This is a genomic window from Flavobacterium sp. (assembly GCF_046073885.1).
GTDB lineage: Bacteria > Bacteroidota > Bacteroidia > Flavobacteriales > Flavobacteriaceae > Flavobacterium.
Genome location: NZ_JBJTND010000052.1, coordinates 1 through 26272, shown reverse-complemented (window position 1 = coordinate 26272; position 26272 = coordinate 1). Strand labels below are relative to the sequence as shown.

The 26272-nt window shown below is 34.6% G+C and carries 18 protein-coding genes and 1 pseudogene; 11 read left to right on the top strand and 8 right to left on the bottom strand.

Going from position 1 to position 26272, the window contains the following annotated elements; translation table 11 throughout:
- The first annotated feature begins 79 nt into the window (after window positions 1-79).
- The 3 genes from pyrH to ACKOWY_RS07430 all read left to right on the top strand — a co-directional run bounded on the left by pyrH (window position 80) and on the right by ACKOWY_RS07430 (window position 3953).
- Complete coding sequence (pyrH, locus tag ACKOWY_RS07440) at window positions 80-787, top strand: UMP kinase (protein ID WP_408940812.1); 708 nt, start codon at window positions 80-82, stop codon at window positions 785-787.
- A 30-nt stretch (window positions 788-817) separates the two neighbouring features.
- On the top strand, window positions 818-1378 hold the full coding sequence (gene frr, locus ACKOWY_RS07435; RefSeq protein WP_408940811.1) for a ribosome recycling factor: 561 nt from the start codon (window positions 818-820) through the stop codon (window positions 1376-1378).
- Window positions 1379-1472: 94 nt separating this feature from the next.
- On the top strand, window positions 1473-3953 hold the full coding sequence (locus ACKOWY_RS07430; RefSeq protein ID WP_408940810.1) for a DUF5686 family protein: 2481 nt from the start codon (window positions 1473-1475) through the stop codon (window positions 3951-3953).
- Here ACKOWY_RS07430 and ACKOWY_RS07425 read toward each other — a convergent pair whose 3' ends face one another.
- Complete coding sequence (locus tag ACKOWY_RS07425; RefSeq protein ID WP_408940809.1) at window positions 3954-6224, bottom strand: cation:proton antiporter; 2271 nt, start codon at window positions 6222-6224, stop codon at window positions 3954-3956.
- Window positions 6225-6412: 188 nt separating this feature from the next.
- On the opposite strand from ACKOWY_RS07425, the gene ACKOWY_RS07420 reads away from it, so the two are divergent.
- The 3 genes from ACKOWY_RS07420 (at window position 6413) to rpoN (ending at window position 11856) form a co-directional block, all read left to right on the top strand.
- Window positions 6413-8833, top strand: coding sequence for an efflux RND transporter permease subunit (locus ACKOWY_RS07420; RefSeq protein ID WP_408940808.1), 2421 nt, complete (start codon window positions 6413-6415; stop codon window positions 8831-8833).
- 48 nt (window positions 8834-8881) lie between these two features.
- Entirely contained in the window at window positions 8882-10318 is a 1437-nt protein-coding gene (asnS, locus tag ACKOWY_RS07415) for an asparagine--tRNA ligase (protein WP_408940807.1), read from the top strand.
- 74 nt (window positions 10319-10392) lie between these two features.
- Window positions 10393-11856 (top strand): RNA polymerase factor sigma-54, encoded by a 1464-nt coding sequence (gene rpoN / locus ACKOWY_RS07410; protein ID WP_408940806.1) that lies wholly within the window; start codon window positions 10393-10395, stop codon window positions 11854-11856.
- Between the two features lie 2 nt (window positions 11857-11858).
- Here the strand turns inward: rpoN and ACKOWY_RS07405 are convergent, their stop codons facing one another.
- Window positions 11859-12302 (bottom strand): nucleoside deaminase, encoded by a 444-nt coding sequence (locus ACKOWY_RS07405; protein ID WP_408940805.1) that lies wholly within the window; start codon window positions 12300-12302, stop codon window positions 11859-11861.
- 37 nt (window positions 12303-12339) lie between these two features.
- On the opposite strand from ACKOWY_RS07405, the gene ACKOWY_RS07400 reads away from it, so the two are divergent.
- The gene (locus tag ACKOWY_RS07400) at window positions 12340-14121 is read left to right on the top strand and encodes a 1-deoxy-D-xylulose-5-phosphate synthase (protein WP_408940804.1); all 1782 of its coding nucleotides are present in this window, start codon (window positions 12340-12342) and stop codon (window positions 14119-14121) included.
- A 37-nt stretch (window positions 14122-14158) separates the two neighbouring features.
- Here ACKOWY_RS07400 and ACKOWY_RS07395 read toward each other — a convergent pair whose 3' ends face one another.
- A complete protein-coding gene (locus ACKOWY_RS07395; protein ID WP_408940803.1) occupies window positions 14159-16063 on the bottom strand; it encodes a S9 family peptidase in 1905 nt (634 codons plus the stop codon).
- A 94-nt stretch (window positions 16064-16157) separates the two neighbouring features.
- On the opposite strand from ACKOWY_RS07395, the gene ACKOWY_RS07390 reads away from it, so the two are divergent.
- Together ACKOWY_RS07390 and mtgA are read left to right on the top strand one after the other, a co-directional pair.
- The gene (locus tag ACKOWY_RS07390; RefSeq protein WP_408940802.1) at window positions 16158-17270 is read left to right on the top strand and encodes an NAD(P)/FAD-dependent oxidoreductase; all 1113 of its coding nucleotides are present in this window, start codon (window positions 16158-16160) and stop codon (window positions 17268-17270) included.
- Window positions 17271-17984 (top strand): monofunctional biosynthetic peptidoglycan transglycosylase, encoded by a 714-nt coding sequence (gene mtgA, locus ACKOWY_RS07385; RefSeq protein ID WP_408940801.1) that lies wholly within the window; start codon window positions 17271-17273, stop codon window positions 17982-17984. It abuts the gene before it with no gap.
- 1 nt (window position 17985) lies between these two features.
- Here the strand turns inward: mtgA and ACKOWY_RS07380 are convergent, their stop codons facing one another.
- From ACKOWY_RS07380 to ACKOWY_RS07370, 3 genes are read right to left on the bottom strand one after another with little or no spacing between them, the layout of a single operon-like run.
- Complete coding sequence (locus tag ACKOWY_RS07380) at window positions 17986-20193, bottom strand: TonB-dependent receptor (RefSeq protein ID WP_408940800.1); 2208 nt, start codon at window positions 20191-20193, stop codon at window positions 17986-17988.
- A 54-nt stretch (window positions 20194-20247) separates the two neighbouring features.
- Window positions 20248-20601 carry a hypothetical protein gene (locus tag ACKOWY_RS07375; RefSeq protein WP_408940799.1) on the bottom strand — a complete coding sequence of 118 codons (354 nt, stop codon included), beginning with the start codon at window positions 20599-20601 and terminating at the stop codon, window positions 20248-20250.
- Between the two features lie 13 nt (window positions 20602-20614).
- Window positions 20615-21604, bottom strand: a complete 990-nt coding sequence (locus ACKOWY_RS07370; RefSeq protein WP_408940798.1) for an aspartate-semialdehyde dehydrogenase — start codon at window positions 21602-21604, stop codon at window positions 20615-20617.
- Window positions 21605-21751: 147 nt separating this feature from the next.
- On the opposite strand from ACKOWY_RS07370, the gene ACKOWY_RS07365 reads away from it, so the two are divergent.
- Complete coding sequence (locus tag ACKOWY_RS07365; RefSeq protein ID WP_408940797.1) at window positions 21752-23692, top strand: LamG-like jellyroll fold domain-containing protein; 1941 nt, start codon at window positions 21752-21754, stop codon at window positions 23690-23692.
- A gap of 48 nt (window positions 23693-23740) precedes the next feature.
- Here the strand turns inward: ACKOWY_RS07365 and ACKOWY_RS07360 are convergent, their stop codons facing one another.
- The gene (locus tag ACKOWY_RS07360; protein WP_408940796.1) at window positions 23741-25285 is read right to left on the bottom strand and encodes an Rne/Rng family ribonuclease; all 1545 of its coding nucleotides are present in this window, start codon (window positions 25283-25285) and stop codon (window positions 23741-23743) included.
- A gap of 351 nt (window positions 25286-25636) precedes the next feature.
- The gene (locus ACKOWY_RS07355; protein ID WP_035127849.1) at window positions 25637-25930 is read right to left on the bottom strand and encodes an HU family DNA-binding protein; all 294 of its coding nucleotides are present in this window, start codon (window positions 25928-25930) and stop codon (window positions 25637-25639) included.
- 133 nt (window positions 25931-26063) lie between these two features.
- Between ACKOWY_RS07355 and ACKOWY_RS07350 the strand changes: the two are divergent.
- Window positions 26064-26272 (top strand): annotated as a pseudogene (locus ACKOWY_RS07350) (A/G-specific adenine glycosylase); the annotation flags it as partial.

Sequence of the window (26272 nt, the reverse complement as noted above, 5' to 3'; positions counted from 1 at the left end):
TAACTTTAATTTAGCATCAAAATAAAAAAAGTAAATGTTTATATTTGCATTCAGATAAATCAATCAAGACCTTTCAATAATGAAATACAAAAGAATTCTTCTAAAATTAAGTGGTGAAGCATTAATGGGTGAAAGACAGTATGGAATTGATCCTAAAATTCTTTCAGAATATGCAGAGGAAATTAAACAACTTCACGACAAAGGAATTGAAATTGCTATTGTAATTGGAGGAGGAAATATTTTTAGAGGGGTTTCTGGTGCTAGCAACGGAATGGATCGTGTTCAGGGAGATTACATGGGAATGCTTGCTACTGTAATTAACGGTATGGCATTGCAAGGCGCTCTTGAAGACAAAGGTATGTTAACCCGTTTGCAAACTGCTTTAAAAATTGAAGCCATTGCAGAACCCTACATTAAAAGAAGAGCCGTGCGCCATTTAGAAAAAGGCCGTATTGTAATTTTTGGAGCTGGAACAGGAAATCCATATTTCACCACAGATACTGCTGCAGTATTAAGAGGTGTTGAAGTTCACGCCGATGTTATCTTAAAAGGAACACGAGTTGACGGAATTTATACTGCCGATCCTGAAAAGGATAAGTCTGCAGAGAAATTTGATTATATTTCGTTTGACGATGTAATCAAAAAAGGGCTGAATGTAATGGACACTACGGCATTTACTTTAAGCCAAGAAAATAAATTACCAATTGTAGTTTTTGACATGAATAAAAAAGGAAATCTTTTAAAAATTTGTGAAGGCGAAAACATAGGTACCGAAGTAAATATATAATAGATTATTAGTTGAAAATCTAAATACAAAATGGAAGAAATTGAATTTATAATTGATAGTGCAAAAGAAGCCATGACGGGTTCTGTAGACCACTTAGAAAAATCATTTTTAAATATTAGAGCAGGAAAAGCATCTCCACAAATGTTAGGAAGTGTTTTTGTGGATTATTACGGATCACAAACACCCCTTTCGCAAGTTGCTAATGTGAATGTGCCGGATGCAAGAACCATCACGATTCAACCTTACGAAAAAAGCATGTTGCAACCTATCGAAAAAGCAATCATGATTGCTAACTTAGGTTTTAATCCAATGAATAACGGAGATATCGTAATCATTACCGTACCACCATTAACAGAGGATCGCCGTAGAGATTTAGTAAAACAAGCTAAACAAGAAGCAGAAGATGCAAAAATTGGAGTTCGTAACCACAGAAAAGATGCCAACAACGACATTAAAAAATTAGAAAAAGACGGAACTTCAGAAGATTTATGTAAAAAAGCGGAAGACGATGTTCAAAAATTAACAGATGCTTTTATCAAGAAAATCGAAGAACATTTGGCTGTTAAAGAAGCTGAAATCATGAAAGTTTAATTTTACATTAAAACTACATATAAATCCGGACCCATTTCGCGTTCGGATTTTTTTATTGCTACCTTTACCGAATAATTAATACCCAATCTACTGGATGAAAAAATATTGGATTTTGCTATCCTTTTTTTGCTGCTTCTTCGTTTATTCTCAAAAAACGATGCAGGGTCAAATACTAGATTACGACACCTCAATACCGATAGCATTTGCTAAAATCACCTACAATAATAAAACCATAAATTCCGATTGGGAAGGCAAATTTAGCCTTGTAATTCAGGAAGATTCCAAGCCAATTTTGGTTTCTTACAAAGGGTATTATGATAAAACTTATTATCAAACTGTGGGCGCCAAATATTTGTCTATCAAATTGGTTTCCAATACTACTTTAAAAGAAAAAGAAATCTATTCGGAGGCTCAAGTCAATGCTATTTTGAAAAAAGTAGTGGAGAATAAATCAAAAAATCAACCCGAGAAAGTACTTAAAAATTTTGAATATAAAAATTATGAAAACCTCATAGTTTCTGCCACACCCGATTCGATTTCAGAAAAAATTGACACCATAATCAAAAAGAGTTTTTTTGGGAAACCCCGAATTAAAATTGATTCTTCAAATTATAAATTTAAGCGCTATTCGGAAAAACAACATTTGTACGAAACCGAAAAAGTAAACCGCATCCAATTCCAAAAAAATAAAACCAAAGAAACCATTTTGGCTTCAAGAATGGCTGGGTTTAAAAAACCGCTTTATGAATATTTGGGCTTGAACTTGATTTCGTATTCTTTATACGAAAACAAATTAGACATTCTTGGCGTTTCTGTTCACAATCCGATTTCAAATTATGGTAGAAAATTATATGTTTTCAAAATTATTGATACCCTAACAATTCAAAATAGAACGGTATATCAAATTTATTTTCAACCGAGAAAATTAGATTCAAATAGATTACGCGGATTGCTCTACATTGATGCCGAATCGGATGCTCTTTGCAAAGCCTTTTTTAGAATTTATGGAATGGCAAATATAAATGCTACTTACACCTTTAATTATGTGAAAGAAAAATCCATTTGGTTTCCAGAAAAAAGAAGCATTACCGTTGTAAAAGGGAATAATGTTGAAGATGTAACCATCCTTGGGAGCACCATAAAATTCAATACTGGTTTGGATGGATTGAGTAAAAATGCCTCCGATCAATGTTATTTAAAATTAGAATCTACCCCATTTGAAATTAAATACAAAAGTGAAACTCCGATAAAAAAACCGGCAATTAAAATTGATGTGCCCGAAAACAGCATGTCTAAACCAAATAATTATTGGTACACTTTTCAAAAAGACAGCGTAGATGTTCGAAAAATTCAAACTTACGTGAGTTTAGATAGTTTGTCGCAAGCTGAAAATATAGAGCATAAAATTGTTCTTGGAAGAAAACTAATTAATGGATATTATCCGGTTAACTTAATTGATGTAGATTTTAAATCACTACTAAAATATAATAATTACGAAGGATTTAGATTGGGAATTGGAGGAGTAACAAATTCAAAGCTTTCGGATAAATATAAGTTCAGTGGTTATGTGGCCTATGGGTTTAAAGACGCACAATTCAAGTACAACATCACCCCTTCGTATCTGTTAAGCAAGGAAACAAATTCATGGGTAAGTGCTTCCTATACCAATGATTTGAAAGAAATTGGGCAAATTGAATTTGCTACCGAAAACAAGCGTTTTAAAATATACGATTCGAGGCCCATAAATATTTCAACTTTTTATAACTATAAATCTATTTCGGCTTTTGTAGAAAGTAAATTCTTTGCTAAAACGGATACTTATTTTGCTTTGGCAAAAAATGAAATTACACCATTATTTGATTACAAATTCTTGGCTAAAGACAACGAATATTATAATTTCAATACAACCGCATTACAATTTGCTATTCAGTGGAATCCTTTTAGTGAGTACATGCAAACGGCAACCGGAAGACTAGAAATAGATAAAAAGTCTCCAAAAATTGCCTTTCAAATAACCAAGTCATTTTCTAATTTTTTGGGTAGTGATTTTGATTTTACCAAAATCGATTTGCGATTTGTACATGAAATTCCGTTTTTATCTGGTCAAAAAACATCCTTTACAGTTCAAGGCGGATTGGCTCTTGGAGATGTGCCCATAACCCATCTTTATAGTATTGCTCCGAATAACTTGAATAAAGATTCCATGCTAAAAAGAGTCACTTTTGCAGGAAAAAATAGCTTTGAAACGATGTATTTTAATGAGTTTTTCTCTAGCAAATATGCAACCTTTCAGGTGAAACATACGTTCAATAAAGTGAAATTAGGCTATAAAATTAAGCCACTCATTTCTTTGGTAACCCGAATGGCAATAGGAACTATGGACCAACCACAACAGCATATTGGGATTGAATATAAAACTTTAGAAAAAGGGTTTCTAGAAAGTGGAATTGAAGCCAACTCAATTTATAAGGGCTTCGGACTTACATTTTTCTTTAGATATGGTCCAAATGGGCTTCCAAAATTAGAAGACAACCTTTCCTTGAAGATTTCCTATGTGTTGGATTTAGGATTTTAATTAGGGCTTAATAATCAACACCGACGGAACTGTACTCAACCAAACGCTTTGGGCATCAACTAATTTTTTCCAACTATCAAGTGAAATTACCATCAAATCTTGTTTTGCTAAAAAGCCTGCTTTCATCTCTGATTCGGATATGATTGAAATAGAATTTGGATACGATTTATCTAAAGCCGCAATGGCATTTTCAATGATAAAATTGTTTTTCACCTGATCGTTTATTTCCAATACTGTCGCTTTTGCTTCGTTGTTATAAATCAATTTTTGAGCATATTCAATCAAAAAGGCATCTTCAATTCCGAAAATTGGAACAAAGATTTCATTGATTTCGGTCAAATCTTTATCAACTAAAATTCCAATTGGCATTTTACTTTTAGAAATCAACAACCTGGTTTTATCATCAAAAGGAGAGTTTTCAAATAACCCTTCTTTACCTGTAAATTTATCAAGTAACCGTTCTGGATTGATTATTCGGGTTGTGAAACCCAGCACTTTTCCTAAAAGCGAACCTTCAAAAATTGATTTCCCTAAACCAACTAAAATCAAGTCAAATTCTCCGCGAGTAGCAATATCTGCAATATCGCCTTCTATATCTGAAGTAGATTTAAAAATTGGCGTTACCTCTTGTTTTAACAATGTTGCTTCATTAAGGATGGGTTCAAAAGTTTCCTTCTCGTAATCTTTTAAATTATAGGAATGTACCTCATCACTTAGTGACAAATGCAATACGGTTACATTGGTGTTTTCTTTTTGTTTTTTTACAAAACTATTAGCAAGTCTAAGTAAAGACCTTCCTTTTTCATTGGTTCCAAAAGAAATTAGAATTTTAAATTTATTGGTCTCCCCAACTGTAATTGGAAGTACTTCTACTTTTTTATTAAAAATAAAATCAATCAAGTCAATAACTGGACCTGTCATAAATGTGGTAACTAGTGCCATAATTACCATCATGGTAAAGACCTCTGGAGTTAAAACTTTTAAATCCAAACCAATATTTAACACAATCAATTCCATTAACCCACGTGTGTTCATTAAGGCACCAATGGTTAAACTATCCCTCCAATTTTGTCCTACAAATTTTGCTGCCAAAGCACTTCCAAAAAACTTTCCTACAACGGCAACTAGAATAATTAATCCGGTAATCTGCCATAAATAAGTGCCATTTATTAAGCCAATTTCTGTTCGTAATCCCGTAAAAACAAAAAATAAAGGCAATAATAATATTAGGGAAACATCTTCCACCTTCTCGATTATTATTTTTCTAATTTTAGTAATATCCGGCATGATTGCTCCCGTCATGAAAGCGCCAAACAAGGCATGAATACCAATAATTTCGGTGATGTAGGAAGAAATAATAAGCGTTACAATAAAAATGGCAACAACTGGTTTACTTAAATTTTCTCTTGTGGCATATAAATCCCCAATCTTTTTCAAGAAGGGTTTTACAACAAAAAGCATCAGCAAAACATAAAGTATTGCCAATGAAATAATATACATAGAACTGGCAAAAGTTCCTGCTTTTACAATGGCAATTACGGCCGCAAGAATACACCAAGCCGTAATATCATCGGCGGCAGCACATGTTATAACGATAGCACCTAATTTGGTTTTATGAATACCGCGTTCCTGAACAATTCGAGCTAATACAGGAAATGCCGTTATACTCATGGCAATACCCATAAACAATGCAAAAGACAAGAAAGGGACACCTGCTGGAGCAAAACGATAGTAGATAAAATAAGCCAAACCAATTCCCAATGTAAACGGAATTACAATACTGGCATGACTAATTACAATGGCCTCATTGGCTCTGTTTTTTAAAACTTTTAAATCCAATTCCATTCCTACAACAAACATGAAAAGAATAAGTCCAATCTGACTTAAAAATTGTAGGTTCCCAAGAGAATCCGCAGGGAAAAGCATCGCAGAATATTCCGGAAAATACATGCCTACTAAGGATGGCCCTAAGAAAATTCCAGCAATAATTTCTCCAATAACTGATGGCTGACCAATTTTTCTGAAAATCCATCCAAAAAAACGGGCAACTATGATAATGGTTATTATTTGAAGTAATAAGATAGCTAAAGGATGCTCTAAATTATGAACAAGTGATTTAAAAAATTGCATGAACAAGGTGTCATTTGACGATTTTTCAACCACATTTCTTCCTATTTCTAAGGCTTTCCCTTTAGAAACAATCCAAAACATTAACGCAGTAAACCCTCCGGTTATACTAACGTAAAACAATGCGTTTTTTATATTTTTCATATGAAAAATTCCTTAAGCGTTGGAATGATACAAATATGAGAAAAACTAAATAAAAAAAATACTAATTTTTATTTGTATTAATGAAAAGATAATAAGATTAAAATTCCCTAAAATTTGGGAAAAGTTTTGCTTTTAGCTCTTTGCAATTCGTGCGTTTTAATTACCTTTGTTGCCGTTTAATTTTACCAATGAAAAAGAAAATAAAAGCTGGTTTTTGGGAATATATTGCTGGAATTGTACTCCGAAATAGAGTAACTATTTTAGTAATGGTATTTTTAATCACCCTCTTCCTTGCTTTTCAATGGAAAAATGTAGGAATGACCTACAACGAAGCCAACTTATTACCTAAAGACCACCCGGCAAACAAAGATTACACGCAGTTTTTAAATACCTTTGGTGAAGAAGGAAACCTTATTGTAATTGGCGTTAAAGACGATGCTTTTTTTACTCCAAAAGCATTTGCGGCATGGAATCGAATGATGCAGCAATTGAAAGCGCATAAAGAAATTGAATTGGTCGTTTCTATTAGTAATCTAAAAAAACTTGAAAAAGACACAGTCAACCAAAAGTTTCAATTGGTTCCTTTAATTGATCCTACTCAAGTAAAAAATAGCGCTTATTTAAAAGGAATTAAAAATCAATTATTCAATGAATTGCCTTTTTACGAAGGACTTTTATTCAATAAAAAATCGGGGAGTATTCGAGCGGCTTTGTACATGAATAAAAAAGTGGTGAATTCTCCAATTCGAAAAAAATTCATCCTAAAAGAATTAGTTCCAGCTGTTGAACAATTTGAAAAAGAAACCAATATCGATTTGAAGGTTTCGGGTATGCCCTACATTCGAACAATAAATACAGAGAATATGAAGGGTGAAATTGGGCTATTTATTGGTGCCGCTTTGTTCATTACTTCGCTTATCTTCTTCCTGTTTTTCCGTTCCTTTAGAGCAACATTTATCTCTATTTGTATTCTTATTTTTGGGGTAATGTGGTCTTTTGGAACACTAGGTTTATTCCACTACAAAATCACCATTTTAACTGCAATTATTCCGCCATTAATCATCGTAATCGGAATCACGAATTGCATTTTCTTAATCAATAAATACCAGCAAGAAATAAAAAATCATGGTAATCAAGCAAAAGCATTACAACGTGTGATTTCTAAAATTGGGGTATCTACCTTAATGACCAACATGACTACGGCAATAGGATTTGCTACGTTTATGATTACCGGAAACGATTTGCTTTATGAATTTGGCTTGGTTACTTCAATAAATGTTATTACCGTTTATTTGCTTACTCTTGTGGTAGTGCCTATTGTGTATAGCTTTATGGCTATGCCAAAAGAAAAACATCTTGATCATTTAACCCGAAATTATCTTTCATCCTTACTAAATTGGGTAGAACAAATTGTTCGATACAAAAGAAATAAAGTGTATATCATTTATGCATTACTTCTTGTTTTTAGTGTTATTGGAATTTCTCAAATGAAAGTTTCAGGTAGCTTAATTGGTGAAATGCCTAAAAGCGCCTCATTCTTTAAAGACATCTTATTTTTTGAAAAAGAATTCAACGGAGTTCAACCTTTGGAAATAATGATTAATACCGGTCGCAAAAAAGGAGTCATGAAAGCTTCTATGATGCGAAAAATGGAAGAATTACAAAAAACCATCGATAGCATTCCGGAGTTATCCAAACCTGTTTCAATTGTGAATTTGGTTAAATATTCTAAGCAAGCCTATTACAATGGAAATCCAGAATATTATGAATTGCCTACCTCTCAAGAGCAAGCTTTTATTTTGAGTTATGCCAAAAATGCCACAAAGAATTCCAAAGAAAATTTAATGAAAAGTTATGTTGATTCTACCGGACAATATGCCCGAATCACTACGTTCATGAAAGATATTGGAACCGAAGAAATGGCAAAAGTTGAAAAGCGTTTGCATGCTAAAATTGATCAAATTTTCCCTTCAAAAAAATATACTGTTACCCTTACTGGAAAAGCCTTAGTTTTTCAAAAAGGAACTACGTACTTAGTTGAAAATTTAATCGAATCATTGATTTTTGCAATTCTACTTATTGCGGGATTAATGGCCTACATGTTCCGTTCTTGGAAAATGATTTTTGCTTCGGTTGTAACCAATATTTTACCCCTTTGTATTACATCAGGGTTAATGGGGTATTTCGGAATTCCGTTAAAACCCTCTACAATTTTAGTATTTAGTATTGCCTTCGGAATTTCGGTAGACAATGCCATTCAATTTATGGCAAAATACCGCCACGATCTCATTCATAACAAAGGGAAAATCAAAAAATCGGTTATTAGTGCTCTACATGAAACGGGGGTTAGTACCTTTTACACTTCAATGGTATTAATCTTTGGATTTGCTATATTCACGCTTTCTAGTTTTAGCGGAACCATAGCGCTTGGAGGATTAATTTCTGTGACGCTTACTTTTGCCATGTTTGCCAATTTATTGGTTTTACCTGCATTGGTTTTAACCACAGAAAAATGGAGCGGAAAGCAAGATATCATTGAAGAACCGGTGATTAATATTCTAAGATCACACGACGATGAAGAGGAAGAAGAGGAAATTGAAGAAAAATAAAATTAATTTATATTTGTAATACGAATCGTATTTTCTAAAAAATTTAAAATGAAAAGCACAAAAGTTAAAGACTTATTAAATAGCAGTAAAACGCTAAACGAAGTAAATGCCAAAGGTTGGGTTAGAGCTTTTAGAAACAATCAATTTATTGCTTTAAATGATGGATCGACCCTACACAACATTCAATGTGTAGTTGATTTTGAAAACACATCCGAGGAGACTTTAAAAAGAATCACAACTGGTGCTGCTATATCTGTAACCGGAGAGTTAGTAGAAAGTAAAGGTGCTGGTCAGAAATATGAAATTCAGGTTTCTAAATTAGAAATCTTAGGAGATTGTGATGCAGAGAAATTCCCTATTCAGCCAAAAAACAAACCAAGTTTAGATTTTCTTCGCGAAAATGCACACTTGCGTGTGCGTACCAATATGTTTGGTGCCATTATGAGAGTGCGTTCGGTATTGGCCTTTGCAGTGCATAATTATTTTCAAGAAAAAGGATTTGTTTATGTAAATACGCCAATCATCACCGGATCGGATGCTGAAGGTGCAGGAGAAATGTTTAAAGTAACCGCTTTACCATTTGACGGAACTCCAAGAACCGAAGACGGAAAAGTTAACCATAAAGAAGATTTCTTTGGTAAAGAAACCAACTTAACGGTATCTGGACAATTGGAGGCGGAAACCTATGCTATGGCACTTGGTCAAGTATACACTTTTGGCCCAACTTTTAGAGCTGAAAATTCAAATACTTCGCGTCACTTGGCAGAATTTTGGATGATTGAACCGGAGGTTGCTTTCAATGACTTAAACGACAATATGGATTTGGCTGAAGATTTTATCCAATATGTAATCAAATACACTATGGAGAAATGTCCAGATGATTTGAAGTTTTTGGAAGGTCGTTTATTAGACGAAGAAAAATCAAAACCTCAAGCAGAGCGCAGTGAAATGTCTTTACTTGAAAAATTAAATTTTGTATTAGATAACAATTTCAAACGCGTTTCTTATACTGAAGCAATTGATATTTTAAGAGAATGTACGCCAAATAAAAAGAAGAAATTCAATTACATTATCAATGAATGGGGTGCCGATTTACAAAGTGAGCACGAGCGTTATTTAGTTGAAAAACACTTTAAATGTCCAGTAATCTTATTCGATTACCCTGCAAATATTAAAGCATTTTACATGCGATTAAACGAAGACGGAAAAACCGTTCGCGCTATGGATATTCTTTTCCCTGGAATTGGAGAAATTGTGGGTGGTTCGCAAAGAGAAGAGCGTTACGATGTGTTAATCGAAAAAATGAAAGTATTGGGAATTGAAGAAGAAGAACTTTGGTGGTATTTAGACACTCGAAGATTTGGTTCGGCAGTGCACTCTGGTTTCGGATTAGGATTTGAGCGCTTAGTATTATTCGTTACTGGAATGACCAACATTAGAGATGTAATTCCGTTTCCAAGAACACCTATGAATGCAGAGTTTTAAATTTGTTTAAAGTTTCAAGTAGTTGTCAGTTCGGTAATTTGAAACTTCAAACTTTAAACTTTTAAACAATAAAAATGCTAAAGCAAAATTTACAATTTAAATTATCTCAAAAATTATCTCCACAACAAATCCAGTTGATGAAGTTAATTCAGTTGCCTACTTTGGCATTTGAGCAGCGCTTGCTTGAAGAGATGAATGAAAATCCTGCTTTAGAATCTGGGAAAGAGGAAGACGACTTGTACGAAAAGGATGAGTTTGATAACAATGAGGATTATGATGATTATGAAGGTGGCGAAAGCATTGAAACAGACGACATCAATATTGACGAATACTTAAGTAACGACGATACCCCCGACTATAAATTACAAACCAACAATTACAGCGAGGAAGAGGAAAGAGAAAATCCGTTTGCTTCGCCTGTCAGCTTCCACCAAGATTTAATTAACCAATTAAATACATTTATCTTAGACGATATAGATCGTGATATTGCCGAATTTTTAGTGGGCAGTATTGATGATATGGGATACATTCGTAGATCGGTTCAAGATATTGTAGATGATATGGCATTTACTCAAGGTATTTATACCGATGAAGCAAATGTAGAGCGAATGCTACATGTCATTCATGAATTGGAGCCTTCAGGTGTGGGAGCACGCAATTTACAGGAATGCTTATTGTTACAACTCAAACATAAAACTCCCAATCAAGACATTGCCTTAGCAATGGATATTATTGAAAACCAATTTGAAGCTTTTACAAAAAAACACTATGATAAATTGCTTCAAAAATACGGCATCTCGCAAGAGCAATTAAAGAAGACCATCCACGAAATTGAAAAGCTAAATCCAAAACCGGGTGGCTCATTTACAGGAAATAATAAAGTAACTGAAAATATTGTTCCCGATTTTGCAATTCGTATTAACGATGGCGAGCTAGAACTTTCGCTTAACGGAAGAAATGCCCCTTCGTTGCATGTATCTAAAGACTACCAAGAAATGATGCAAACCTATAAAGAATCTCGAGACAAATCGAATTCTCAAAAGGAAGCGGTGCAGTTCATCAAACAAAAATTAGATTCGGCCAAATGGTTTATTGATGCCATCAAACAACGTCAAGAAACGCTATTTGTGACCATGAATGCCATCATGCATTTTCAACAAGAATACTTTTTAGACGGTGAAGAAACTAGTTTAAAACCAATGATTCTTAAAGACATTGCAGATATGGTTGGATTGGATATTTCTACCGTTTCTAGGGTGGCAAATAGTAAATACGTGGATACCCCTTATGGTACAAAACTGATTAAAGAATTTTTCTCTGAAGCTATGAAAAATGATCAAGGAGAAGATGTTTCAACTTTAGAAATAAAGAAAATTCTTCAAAATGTTATTGAGGAGGAAGACAAGCACAAGCCACTTCCCGACGATCAATTGGCGGATATTTTAAAAGAAAAAGGATATCCAATTGCTAGAAGAACCATTGCCAAATACCGTGAACAATTGGATATTCCAGTGGCAAGAATGCGAAAAAAGATATAATTTTAGTTTCTTTTTTTTGCAAAAAAGCGCTTCATCAAGTCGGCACATTCATTTGCCAATACCCCATGATTTACAATTGTTTTAGGATGCAAGGTGGTTCCCATTGTAATAAATCCGCGTTGTTCATCGCGAGCACCAAAGACTATTTTAGAAATCTGACTCCAATACAATGCGCCAGCGCACATTTGGCAGGGCTCTAAAGTCACATATAAAGTACACTCTTTTAAATATTTCCCACCCAAATAATTGGCGGCAGCCGTAATAGATTGAATTTCGGCATGTGCAGTAACATCGTTTAATAATTCGGTTAAATTATGACTTCGGGCAATGATTTTATTTGCAACTACAATTACCGCCCCCACCGGTATTTCCCCTTTTTCAAAAGCAATTTCAGCTTCATTCAAAGCTCTTTTCATGAAATATTCGTCGGTGAAAATGTTTTCCATTCCACAAAAATAAGAATTCAATTTGTACATTTGCTACATGTCAGATAATTTACTTCAATACATTAATAATCCAACCGATTTAAGAAAATTGGAGCCTTCGCAATTGCCTCAATTGGCAAAAGAATTGCGTGATTTTATTATTGATGTTGTTTCTGTAAAAGAGGGACATTTGGGCGCAAGTTTGGGCGTCGTAGAACTAACAATTGCCTTACATTATGTCTTCAACACCCCTGAAGATTTATTGGTTTGGGATGTAGGTCACCAAGCCTATGGGCATAAAATTCTAACCGAACGAAAAGATATATTTCACACCAACAGACAACTTGGCGGCGTTTCTGGATTTCCAAAACGGAGCGAAAGTAAGTTTGATACTTTTGGCGTGGGTCACTCCTCTACTTCTATTTCGGCGGCTTTGGGAATGGCAATTGCCTCCCAACTAAATGGCGAAAACAAACACCATATAGCTGTAATTGGAGATGCCTCTATAGCTAGCGGAATGGCATTTGAGGGATTAAATCATGCCGGAGTTACCGATGCCAATTTATTGGTGATTTTGAATGATAATGCTATTGGAATTGATCCGAGTGTGGGTGCCTTAAAACAGTATTTGACTTCGGTTAAAGAAGGGAAAAATCCGAAGCAAAACAACATGATTAAGTCATTGAATTTTGATTATTCGGGTCCAATTGACGGACATGATTTACCTAAACTAATTTCGGAGTTAGAGCGACTAAAAAAAGTAAAAGGTCCTAAGTTTCTTCATATCATAACTACCAAAGGCAAGGGATTACAACAAGCTGAAGAAGACCAAGTAAAATACCACGCTCCTGGAAAATTTGATAAAACAACGGGGGAAATCCATCCCAAATCGGAAGAAAATTTACCCTTAAGATTTCAAGATGTTTTTGGTTGGACCTTAGTTGAATTGGCTGCAGCCAATGAAAAAATAATTGGAATCACACCTGCCATGCCAAGCGGAAGTTCCTTAAAATACATGATGGATACCTTTCCTGAAAGAGCATTTGATGTGGGAATTGCCGAGCAACATGCGGTGACACTTTCAGCAGGAATGGCCACACAAGGAATGGTCGTTTTTTGCAATATTTATTCTACGTTTTTACAGCGTGCTTACGACCAAGTAATTCACGATGTGGCACTGCAAAATTTACCCGTAATTTTTTGTTTGGACCGAGCGGGATTGGTTGGAGAAGATGGTGCAACGCACCATGGCGTTTATGATTTGGCTTATTTGCGCTGCATTCCGAATTTAATTATTTATGCTCCCAAAGATGAAATCGATTTAAGAAATATTCTTTACACCGCTTCGTTAGGATTGGATCATCCAATTGCCATTCGTTATCCTAGAGGCCGCGGTAAATATCCAAATTCAGAGTTTCAAGTTTTGAAAAAACCTTTTGAAAAAATTGAAATAGGTAAAGGACACTTACTTAAAAACGGTTCTAAAACTGCTGTTTTATCTACTGGATTTATTGGAAATAATGTGAGTTTGGCGCTACAAAAAATGGCACAGACAAATGAGATCGCACATTATGACTTTGGTTTTGTAAAACCTTTAGACGAAAACCTTTTACATGAAATTTTTGGTTCTTTTGAAAGTATAATTACCCTAGAAGACGGTTCAATAAAAGGGGGATTTGGAAGTGCTGTAATTGAATTTGCTTCCCTAAATAACTATTCCAAAAAAATTCAGTCACTTGGAATTCCTGATGCTTTTATCGAACACGGAACTATAGAAGAGCTTCAAAATATTTGTGGTATTGATGTGGATAGCCTTGTTCAACTGTTCTCAAAACAATAAAAAAACCTCCCTAATTTGGGAGGTTTTTTTTTATATACTATAAAGTTTCTTTCAACCATTTGTAAAACTCATTTTGCCAAACCATAGCATTTTGTGGTTTTAATACCCAATGGTTTTCCTCAGGGAAGTAAACGAATTTACTTTTTATTCCACGTAATTGAGCCGCTTGAAAGGCTTCTTGAGCTTGTCCTATAGGCACACGAAAATCGGTTCCGCCTTGGTAGATTAAAATGGGTGTATTCCATTTATCTACAAAATTAATTGGGTTGAATTTTGTGTATGTTTTTTGGGCAATTGCATTGTCTTTTTCCCAATACGCCCCACCAAAATCCCAGTTGTTAAAGAAAACCTCTTCGGTAGTTCCAAACATACTTTGCGTATTAAAAACCCCGTCGTGAGCAATAAATGTTTTGAAACGATTGTTGTGAATTCCGGCTAAATAAAACACCGAATATCCACCATAACTAGCGCCTACACAACCCAAACGACTTTTGTCTACATAACTTTCTTTGGCTACATCATCTATTGCGGATAAGTAATCATCCATTACTTGACCACCCCAATCTTTAGAGATTTGTTCGTTCCATTCTTGTCCATGACCATACATTCCGCGACGGTTTGGTGCCACTACAATATACCCTTGCGAAGCCATTAAAGAAAAATTCCAACGGAACGAATAAAACTGTGTTAACGGACTTTGTGGGCCACCTTGGCAATATAATAGCGCTGGATATTTTTTTGTTGCATCAAAATTTGGAGGTAAAATTACCCAAACCAACATTTTTTTACCATCAGTTGTAGTTACATATCTTCTCTCGTATTTTGGTAACGAAAGCGAAGCATAGGTTTCCGAATTTACCTTAGTTAACTGCGTCCAAGTATTTTTCTTCAAATTATAAGAATAAATTTCAAGGGCATGGTTCATGTCTGTTCTGCTTAATATAGCAGTATCCCCAGTGATATCTACAATGTCGTGCACATCAAAATCCCCCGAAGTAATTTGCTTTACCGTGATAGCCATTTTAGTCATCCCAGGAAAATTCACTTCAAATAATTGTTGTGTTCCGTCAACTGGTGAAATAAAATACACTTTCTTTCCGTCTTTACTCCATTTGAAACTTTCTACAGTTCCATCATAAGAAGCAGTAAGATTTTGGTAGAATTTATCATTCACACGAACAATAATATCATTTTTGTCTGCTTCATACCCATCGCGTTTCATTTGCAACCAAGTTAAATTTCCAGTTGGTGAAAATGCAGGATTGGTATCGTAACCCAAATTGTTCTCGGTTAAATTTCTGGTGCTTTTAGTTTCTAAATTGTATTCATACAAATTAGTATTGGTCGAAATAGCATACGCAGTTCCTTCTTTTTTCTTACAAACGTAAATGATACTTTTGCTATCTGGCGACCAAATATAATCTTCGTCTCCACCAAAAGGTTTTTGTGGTGCATCATAATTTTCACCTTTCATAATATCTATTGGGGTAGCGTCTTTCTTGTTTTCAGCATAAAAAACATGATTGTGTGTACCGTTATTCCAAGTGTCCCAATGGCGGTAATCCAAGCCATTATAAATTTGAACATCCGATTTCTCAAGAGTCGGATAATAATCTTTCCCTAAAACTTTTTCGGTTTTTACTTCTTGTGAAGAAAGCACGAAATTTCCATTAGGCGAAATGTTTTTATCTGCAAGCAAGTTAGCTGTGTCTTTCACTTCTGTTGGTGTACCACCAATTACAGGAATAGTATAAAATTTAGAGTCCGATTTATTGGCTTCCATATTTGGAATGGACACTTTATAAACCACCATTTTTCCATCTTTAGAAATTCCAAAAGGAGTTATTCTTCCTAACTTCCAAAGAAGTTCTGGAGATAAAACTTGTTGCGCCGATGCTGCTATACTCATAGTGCTTAAAATAATAAAAAATAATTTTTTCATTGGGATTGTTAGTTTTAATACGAGGTTAAAAGTAGGAAATAATTTTAAATTGGAGTGTGATTAGTTTTTTTCTAAATTAGCAGAAAATAGCCTTATGCAATTAAGTTTTTGGGAAATAAAAAATTGGTTTACAAACGTTGATTTCACTATTGTGGGTAGCGGAATTGTAGGATTGCATTGTGCTTTAGAACTGCGAGAGCGTTTTCCGAAAAGCAAAATCGTAATCTTAGAAAGAGGAATTTTACCTCAAGGAGCCAGTACCAAAAATGCAGGTTTCGCCTGTTTTGGAAGTTTGTCTGAGCTTATAGACGACCTAAAAACCCACTCCGAAGAAGAAGTAATTCAGCTGGTGCAAAAAAGATGGAACGGATTGCAATTACTGCGTAAAAGACTTGGTGATGCCACCATTGATTTTAAACCATACGGAGGTTATGAATTATTTTTGGAGGATGACGAAGCTACTTACAGCGAATGTTTGCAAAAAATGCCCTTCTTAAATGAAATATTAAAACCACTTTTCAAGGCCGATGTATTTTCGAAGGAAGTTGATCGCTTTGCTTTTTCAAACATAAAAGAATACTCCATTTTCAATCCGTTTGAAGGACAAATAGATACTGGAAACATGATGCAAGCTTTGTTAAAAGAAGCTGTTTCCAACGATATTTTAATACTGAATCAAGCAGAAGTTTCTTCGTTTACTGACCAAAATGATTCAGTTGAACTCGTGGTTAACAGTTTTACATTTCAAACCAATAAATTATTATTTGCAACCAATGGGTTTGCCTCGCAACTTACCAATAATGAAGTGAAACCGGCTCGAGCGCAAGTTGTAATCACCGAACCAATTCCTAATTTAGATATTAAAGGAACCTTCCATTTGGATAAAGGATTTTATTATTTTAGAAATTTTGAAGACCGCATTCTTCTTGGCGGCGGCAGAAACTTGGATTTTGAAGGAGAAACCACCACCGATTTATCGCAAACAGAAAAAATTCAGAATAAATTGGAGGACTTATTAAAAAATGTAATTTTACCAAACCAAGAGTTTCAAATTGCTCACCGATGGAGCGGCATTATGGGAATTGGAGCACACAAAAACCCCATCGTAACTCAATTATCGAACAATGTTTATTGTGGCGTTCGATTGGGCGGAATGGGCGTGGCAATTGGAAGTTTAATAGGAAAAGAACTAGCAGAATTAGTATAAATGGCAGCAAAAAAAGACAATTCCAACCGCACCTTTTTTCAAAAACTAAAGACCTTTCTTTGGAAGGCAATGCTTTGGTTTTTTGGAATCTCCTTATTTTTAGTCATCGTCTTTAAATGGGTTCCCGTTCCGTTTACCCCTTTAATGGTCACCCGTGCCTTAGAACAAAAATTTGCAGGAAAAGAAATGACTTGCAGCCATACTTGGGTTCCGCTTGAAGAAATTTCAATCAACATGCAAAAGGCGGTTATTGCCAGTGAAGATGGCACCTTTTTAACCCATTACGGATTTGATTTTAAAGCCATGCAAAAGGCATTTAAAAACAATGAGCGAGGTAGAAAACTAAAAGGCGGTAGCACGATTTCGCAACAAACGGCAAAGAATGTATTTTTATGGCAAGGGCGAAGTTATATTAGAAAAGGGCTAGAAGCATATTTCACAATTTTAATCGAAATTGTATGGGGTAAAGAACGCATTATGGAAGTGTACCTCAACTCGATAGAAATGGGTGAAGGCGTTTATGGAGTTGAGGCAGCATCCGAATATTGGTATCAAACCAAAGCCAACAATTTAACCAAAATGGAGGCAGCAGGAATTGCCGCTATTCTTCCAAATCCAAGAAAATTTAAAGCATCTAATTCTTCGGCTTACATTCAAAAGAGAAAAGGAAAGATCTTAAAAACCATGCGTCAAATTGGAAAAATAAACTATTAGATTAAATAGAAAAGTTTATTCCTAATACAATAGTTCTTCCCATATTTGGAATTCCATCATTTTTTAATCGGGATAAATGTGAAATGTAACTTTTGTCTAATAGATTATTAGCATTTATATTTACATCAAAAGCTGTTTTCCCGAAACTAATTTGACCACCAAAACCTAAATTTAACAAGGTATAATCGGTAGAATTCGTTTCAAATAACCCTGTATTTTTTTGATTTAAGGTGTGTTCCACATTCAAAACTGCAAATCCTTCTTTGAACCATTTTGTAGATTTAAATTCGGTTTTAATCGAACTATTCCATTTCATTGCCGGAATCAATGGCAAATTTTCCCCGTTTTGTTTTTTCCCAGTTACGCTTTCAAAACTACTGGTAATGTGCAACCAATCTATAGGATGTGGATGAAAGTGAATCCCAGCCTCACCTCCATATAAATTGGCATTTGCTTGCAAATAATCATACACATCATTTCCGTTAATTTGATTGCCATTAGGAGCAATAAAAATATAATTGGTGATGTGATTGTAAAATCCGTTAAGGAACAATTCAAAATGGGAATTTCTATATTCCAAGATTAAATCGGTTTGGAAATTTTGCTCGTTTTGCAATTCCCTATTCCCTATTTCATAACGGTTACTTCCCTCATGCACCCCGCTTGAAGTTAACTCGGCTAGATTTGGAGCCCTAAATCCCGAAGCCAAATTCAATCGAATAATTAGTTCTTTATGGAGCTGAGTCTTAAATCCTAGCGATGCATTTATGCTTTGAAACTTTTTATCCACCTTTTCAAAATAGCCTTCCGTTCCAATAGTGCCATGTTCTGTGGTGGATATAGTTCGGTTGTCCCAACGAATCCCCGCCTGAAGCACAGTCTTATTCCATTCATAATTTGTAGTTCCGAAGACCCCAATATCATCCGTTGTAGCATCCGGAATTAAATATTCTTGACCGAAATTAGAGTTGGTTTGATGCATCCCTTGAGTACCAACGATTGTTTCTATTTTTCCAATTTTTGGCAAATAGTATTTCACATTATAATTGAAGGTTGCTAACTTCATATGTAAATTCGCTATCTCACTATTTTCAAACTCGCTTCTTTCATTGGAGATATAACCCAAATCGGCATCCAGTTTAGATTTATTGAAGAAAATGGTGTTATTTAAACTTATAATATTGGCTAAAACTGCTTGTTTTGGGTAATCTGTTAGCTTTGTAGTAGTTTGCTCTGCAATCCCGTTTTCAGGTATACCTATATCCAATTTGTTAAAATTATAGCGTAAAGTAGAAGTAAATTTGGCATTTGAATAGCCCAAAGCAGTTTTGAAATCACTTTCGTTAAATCGGGTGTTGGTAACCCTGTTCCCTGTTGGAATTTTATAATCGGCATGGGTATTATAACTTCCGCGAGCTAAAATTTTCAATTTTTCTCCTGAGGTTTTTACTCCAATAGAAGAATTGTTTCCATTGGTATTGGAAAATAATTTTTGATTAAAATTAGCAGTCACTGTTTTAGGTGCTGCAAATTTTTCGGGATTAAAATACAAAACTCCACCTATCGCATCCGAACCATACAATAACGAGGCGGGGCCTTTAATAACCTCTACACTTTCTATTCCAGCATCGTTCAATCCCAAGCCATGTTCTTCCCCAAATTGTTGGTTCTCCAATCGAACGCCTTGCGAATAGACCAGAACTCGATTTCCGCTCAAACCTCTAATTACGGGTTTCCCAATAGAAGTTCCAGTGGAAACTTGAGAAACACCAGGAATCGTTGCCAAACCTTCTATAAGTGTGGCTGTCCCTTTTTGTTGCAATGCCTTCACCGATTGGTGCTCCACTTTCATTACGTTTTGTGACTGCAATTTATTGAAAGGGGTAGAAAAAATTACATCCTCCATTTGATGCATTGTTTCTTCTAAAATAACATCCAATTGAAGTATTTTTTGATTTACCACAACAGCTTTAGATTGAGTAGCATATCCAACATAGGAAAAAACAATATTAAAATTTCCGGAAGGAATATTAGTGAAAAGGTAATTCCCCTTTTCATCAGAAATGGTTTCTTTATGAATTTCTGGCAAAGCAATGGTTACACCTGCCATGCCTTGATTTTGTTTATTGGTTACGGTGCCGCTTATTTTATTTTGCGCTACAGCAACTAGAGATAGTCCTAAAAATAGGACGCTGTAAAATAATTTCATGATTATAGTTTTATTGTGAAACAAATACGATCCGAAAACTCCGAATGTAACGAATTAAACAATAAAACTTGGGGGTGCTCGTAGGGCAAAAAGACTGCCTCGAAAGGATTGGGTTATCGATTTAGAATAGAAAAAAGAATAGGCATTGGAAACCGTAATTTTTTTTATATCAAAAGCAAAAAAATCAGATTTTACAGCAGTACTAAAGGTAAATTCACACACAAAACAGCGGTCTAAATTGTGGTGCCCGTGTGTAAATTGACTCTGATTTTTAGTACTATGATGCAGACATTGCTTTTGCGAAAGCTCTTTTTCTAAGTGGATAAAAGTATGCGAGGACTGAAGTACTAGCGCAACTAATACTATCAATCCGAATACAAAACTCAGAAGAGAACTCTTTTTTTGCATGGTTAAATTGAATTTAAACCAATTGATGTGCTACTAAATACTCCGCTATTTGAATGGTGTTGGTAGCAGCACCTTTTCTTAAATTATCGGCAACAATCCACATATTTAAAGAGTTGGCTTGACTTTCATCTCTACGAATTCTTCCCACAAAAACGTCATCTTTACCTTGAGCAAATAAAGGCATTGGGTATGAAAAAGCATCCAAATCATCTTGCACAATTACACCATCGGTTTGTTGTAAAATGGCACGAATGTCATTCAATTCATAGTCGTTTTCAAATTCAATGTTTACCGCTTCACTGTGTCCGCCTACAATTGGCACACGAACTGCAGTAGCCGTAACAGCAATCGAATTATCGCTTAAGATTTTCTTGGTTTCTTTCACCAATTTCATCTCTTCTTTGGTGTAACCATTGGCCTCAAAGCTATCACACTGCGGAATGGCATTGCGGTGAATTTGGTATTTATATGCCATATCACCTTGTACACCTACGTATTCATTTTCTAGCTGCTGCACTGCTTTTACACCCGTTCCGGTGATGGATTGGTAGGTTGAAACAATAACCCGTTTGATTTTATATTTAGCATGCAAAGGAGCCAAAACCAATACCATTTGAATGGTAGAGCAATTTGGATTTGCAATGATTTTATCGTCTTTAGTTAATTGAGAGGCGTTGATTTCGGGAACGATTAATTTTTTGGTTACATCCATTCTCCATGCTGAAGAGTTGTCGATAACCGTGGTTCCTGCTTCCGCAAATTTTGGAGCCCAGGCCAAAGAAGTTTCTCCACCAGCAGAAAACAAAGCAATATCCGGACGCATAGCCACTGCTGTTTCAAGTCCAACAACTTTGTATTTGGATCCTTTCCATTCGATTTCTTTACCCACCGATTTCTCTGATGCCACCGGAATTAACTCGGTAACCGGAAAATTTCTTTCTGCTAAAACTTGAAGCATTACTTCGCCAACCATACCGGTAGCACCCACAACAGCAACTCTCATATTATTTGTTTTTTGTTAATCTTTAAATCACGAAAACAAAAGTAAACAGAAATTTGCTTTTAGATTTAGTTTTGAATTAAAAAAATGAATCGAGTAATATTTTTCCTACTTTTGTATTCTAATTTATTAACAATCAATAAATAAAAAATGAAAAACAAATTACTTCTTTTAGTTTTTGGGTTACTTATGACAACTCAAATGATTTTAGCTCAGTCTTGGCTTACAAGACCAAATTTACCAAGTACAGATAGAACTGCCGTTGGTTGTTTTGCTATTGGTTCTAAAGGATATTATATAGGAGGAGAAACGTCTTCAAGTGGAAATTTAGTAGACACCTGGGAGTACGATACAAATAATAACACTTGGACTCAAAAAGCCAATTATCCTGGGACAGGGACTCAAAAAGGAGTTGCTTTTACAATCAATGGAGTTGGATATTATGGTTTAGGAACTGCAGGGGGACAACTTTATTCTTATAATTCTCAAAATAATACATGGACTCAAAAAGCTACTTGTAATTTAACAGGGATTAGTTTTTGGTCTACCTCTTTTTTTGTTGTTGGAACTAAAGCCTATTTTTTAGATCAAAACAACAAATTTTTCTATTATGATTCAGTAGCCGATTCTTGGACTATTTTATCAGATTTTACAGGCACCAAAAGAACTACTGGAGTAGGTTTTTCTATGAATAGTAAAGGTTACATTTGTACAGGGATTAATGCAACTTCAGCAGGTAACACGATGCTGAATGATTTGTGGGAATACAACCCTTCTACAAGTGTTTGGACTCAAAAAACAGCGCTTCCTGCTGCAGGTAGATATGCTTCTTTTGGTTTTGCATTTAATAATAAAGGATACGTTTTAGGAGGAGAAAAAAGTTCCTCAATTAAAACTAATGAATTTTGGGAGTACAACCCAACAACTGATTCTTGGTCTTCTTTACCAAATTATATTGGAGGAGCTAAAAATTATTTATCTGGTTTTGTAGCTAACAATAGCGTTTATGCTGGATTTGGTAGCCCAGGTTTTGGTGTAACTTTTAACGAGTATGGCTTTTACAATCAAACTTCTTCTTTTTGTACTTCGTTAAGTGGTTCTTTAACTAATGGTTTAGTAGGGTATTGGCCATTTTGTGGAAACGCCAACGATGATAGTGGTAATGGTCTCAATGGAACTGTAAATGGAGCAACCCTTACAGAAGATAGATTTGGAAATACCAATAGCGCTTATGATTTTAATGGAGGAATTAATTTCATAAATATTGCTTCTAATAGTTCTTTAGATTTTTCTTTAACAAATAAAATATCTATATCATTATGGATGTATTCTACTGTTGCCCCAGTTGCAAATGAATCACATGTATTAGTATCTAAACAAGATAGTTTTGGAAATGGTCAAGTTGGATTTAACGTGGCTAACGAACTTACATCAACATATTTATTAGTAAAAAATGGAACTTCAAGCGCACAAGCTTACAGCAATATTGATGGAGGTCAATTAAACAATGGCGTTTGGCATAATTTAGTTTTTACATTTGATAATGGAGTTACTAAAGCCTATAAAGATGGTGTTTTAATGAATCAAGGATTTACATCATCAATTATTGGATCTTCAATTCAAGCATTAAGATTTGGGAAACCGACATGGGCAACTTCAAGTGCACCTGAGTATACTGGAAAACTTGACGATATTGGTATTTGGAATCGTGAATTAACTCAACAAGAAATTACTCAATTATACAATCAAAACCAATGTATTACTAATATTACTGTTACGGATACTTTGATAATTAATGTGGGGCAAATGTCTTTCAGCAATCCAGTTGCTTATGCAAACAACATTACCATTTATCCTAATCCAGCTAGTACTCAAATAAATATTAGTTTTAATAACATTACTGATCTAACTGGTGGAACTATTAAAATAATTAACTCATTAGGACAACAAGTGGCTTCTACTCCTATTACTTTAACTGGAACAAGTACTTCAATGGCATTGAGTTCTTGGGGAGGAAATGGATTGTATTTTGTTCAAATAGTAAACGCACAAGGACAAATTGTAGATATTAAGAAAATTATTCTACAATAATAAATTGATAATAACGCAAAAAAGCCCTGCATTGCTGCAGGGCTTTTTTTATTTAATTTCTTTTCCTTGGCTATCAAAAAAATGATATTCTAGATACGTATACGCATCGCGAGGAATTATTTTAACCCATTTTTTATGTTCAAAAAACCATTTTGAACGAATAGAAGGAAACCCTTTCTTTAAATAGGCTGCCACAAACGGGTGAACATTTAATTTCACTTTGTTATGGTCTTTAATAATTTTTTCAAGAGAGAAAGTAATTTTATCGATAATTTGAATTGGAGCATCTACATCTCCGCTTAAATTATTTGGATTTTCTTCCCTTGTTTCAATATTTACTTCTGGTCTTACGCGCTGTCTTGTAATTTGAACTAAACCAAATTTACTTGGAGGTAAGATTTTATGTTTTGCCTTATCATCACTCATTTCTTCTTTCAAGAAATTGTAAAGAACCTGGCGGTTATCAGGGTTTTGCATGTCGATAAAATCAACTACAATAATTCCGCCCATGTCGCGAAGTCGTAATTGTCGTGCTACTTCTGCAGCTGCAATCATGTTCACTTCTAGTGCGGTATCTTCCTGATTGGTTGCTTTGTTAGAACGGTTACCACTATTTACGTCTATAACGTGTAATGCTTCGGTGTGTTCTATGATCAAATAAGCTCCTTTACTCATAGAAACGGTTCTACCGAATGAGGTTTTTATTTGACGCTCTATATGATATTTTTCAAATAGTGGGGTATCTTTTGATTGATAGAACTTCACTATTTTTTGTTTCTCGGGAGCTATTTCGGCTAAATAGTCCTTGGTTTCCTGATACAACTCTTCATCATCAATATGAATTCCTGTAAAGGTGTCATTAAATACGTCTCTTAATATGGAGGAAGCTTTGTTTAGTTCTCCTAATACCTTTGACGGATGATGAGCGGTTGGTAATTTTTTACACATTGCAGTCCATCTATTCATTAGATTCTGCAAATCTTTTTCTAATTCTGTTGTTGTTTTGCCTTCTGCTACTGTTCGCACAATAACGCCAAATCCTTTTGGTCTGACAGCTTGTACCAATTTTTTTAATCGGTCTTTTTCGGCACGATCTTCTATTTTTTGAGATATAGAAACACGATCTGAAAAAGGGACAAGAACTAAAAATCTACCTGCAAAAGAAAGCTCCGAGCTTATTCTTGGTCCTTTGGTAGATATAGGTTCTTTAACCACTTGCACTAATACCGATTGATTAACGCTGAGCACATCTGCAATAGCGCCGTCTTTATCAATCTCGTTTTCAAACTTAAAGTTTTTTAGTGAAAAATCTTTTATTTTACCTGTGTTTACAAGTTTTATGAATTTCAAATAAGAATGTAAAGCAGGGCCTAAATCGTGGTAATGTAAAAAGGCATCTTTTTCATAGCCTACATTTACAAAAGCTGCATTTAGCCCAGGAACTGGTTTTCTAATTTTGGCAATAAAAATATCGCCAACTAAGAAATTGTCCCCTGTTTCTTTTTCTTTGTGTAATTCAATAAGTTTTCCATCTTTTAATAAGGCAAAATCTACAGCATCTTCACCACTACGGATGATTAATTCTTTATTCATGTTGTAAATTTTTATCCGTACTTATTATTTAGGTTAAGGAAATAAAAATCCTTAATCCTAATTCCTAAATTAATAAATAGGGATGGATTAAACATTATTTCAGGTATTACCCGGTGAATTTTAGTGGCTCGTTTTTATTTCAGTTGGCAAATTGCCTGCTGTTACTGCACACTAATCTTCATTTTCAATGAACGTTTAAAAAGAAAAAAGTAGTGTTAAACTACTTTTTCTTTTTGTGACGGTTAGCTCTCGCTCTTTTTTTACGTTTGTGCGTCGCTACCTTATGTCTCTTTCTTTTTTTACCGCTTGGCATAGGTCAATGTTTTGTGATTAATAAATAAGTTTTTTAAACTAAACTGCAACTTCAGTTTTAGTTTTAACGCCTTCTACGAATACTTTTGCAGGTTTAAATGCAGGAATATTGTGTGCAGGAATTTTAATTGTAGTATTTTTTGAAATGTTTCTACCTGTTTTTTCAGCTCTTGTTTTGATAATGAAGCTACCAAAACCTCTTAAGTAAACATTATCTCCATTCTCTAATGAAGTTTTTACTTCTTCCATCAATGCTTCAACTGTAGATTGAACATCTCCTTTTTCAAGACCTAATTTTTCTGAAATTTTAGCTACGATATCTGCTTTCGTCATTTTCTTTCGTATTTAATATTTATGTGTAATTTTTTGAGTGTGCAAATATATGAATTAAAAAAACAATATTTCAAGTATAATTGATTAAAATTTAATCACATAAAGATTTACTTTTGTTCACCTAAAATTATTTATGGATTTTTCTAACTCATTACTGCTTTGGTATTTACAAAACAAACGTGATTTGCCTTGGCGAAATGATACGAATCCTTATACGATTTGGCTTTCAGAAATCATGCTTCAACAAACGAGGGTTGCTCAGGGATTACCCTATTTTTTGCGTTTTACCTCCGCCTTTCCAACGGTTTTAGATTTGGCTAAAGCAGATGAAGAAGAAGTGTT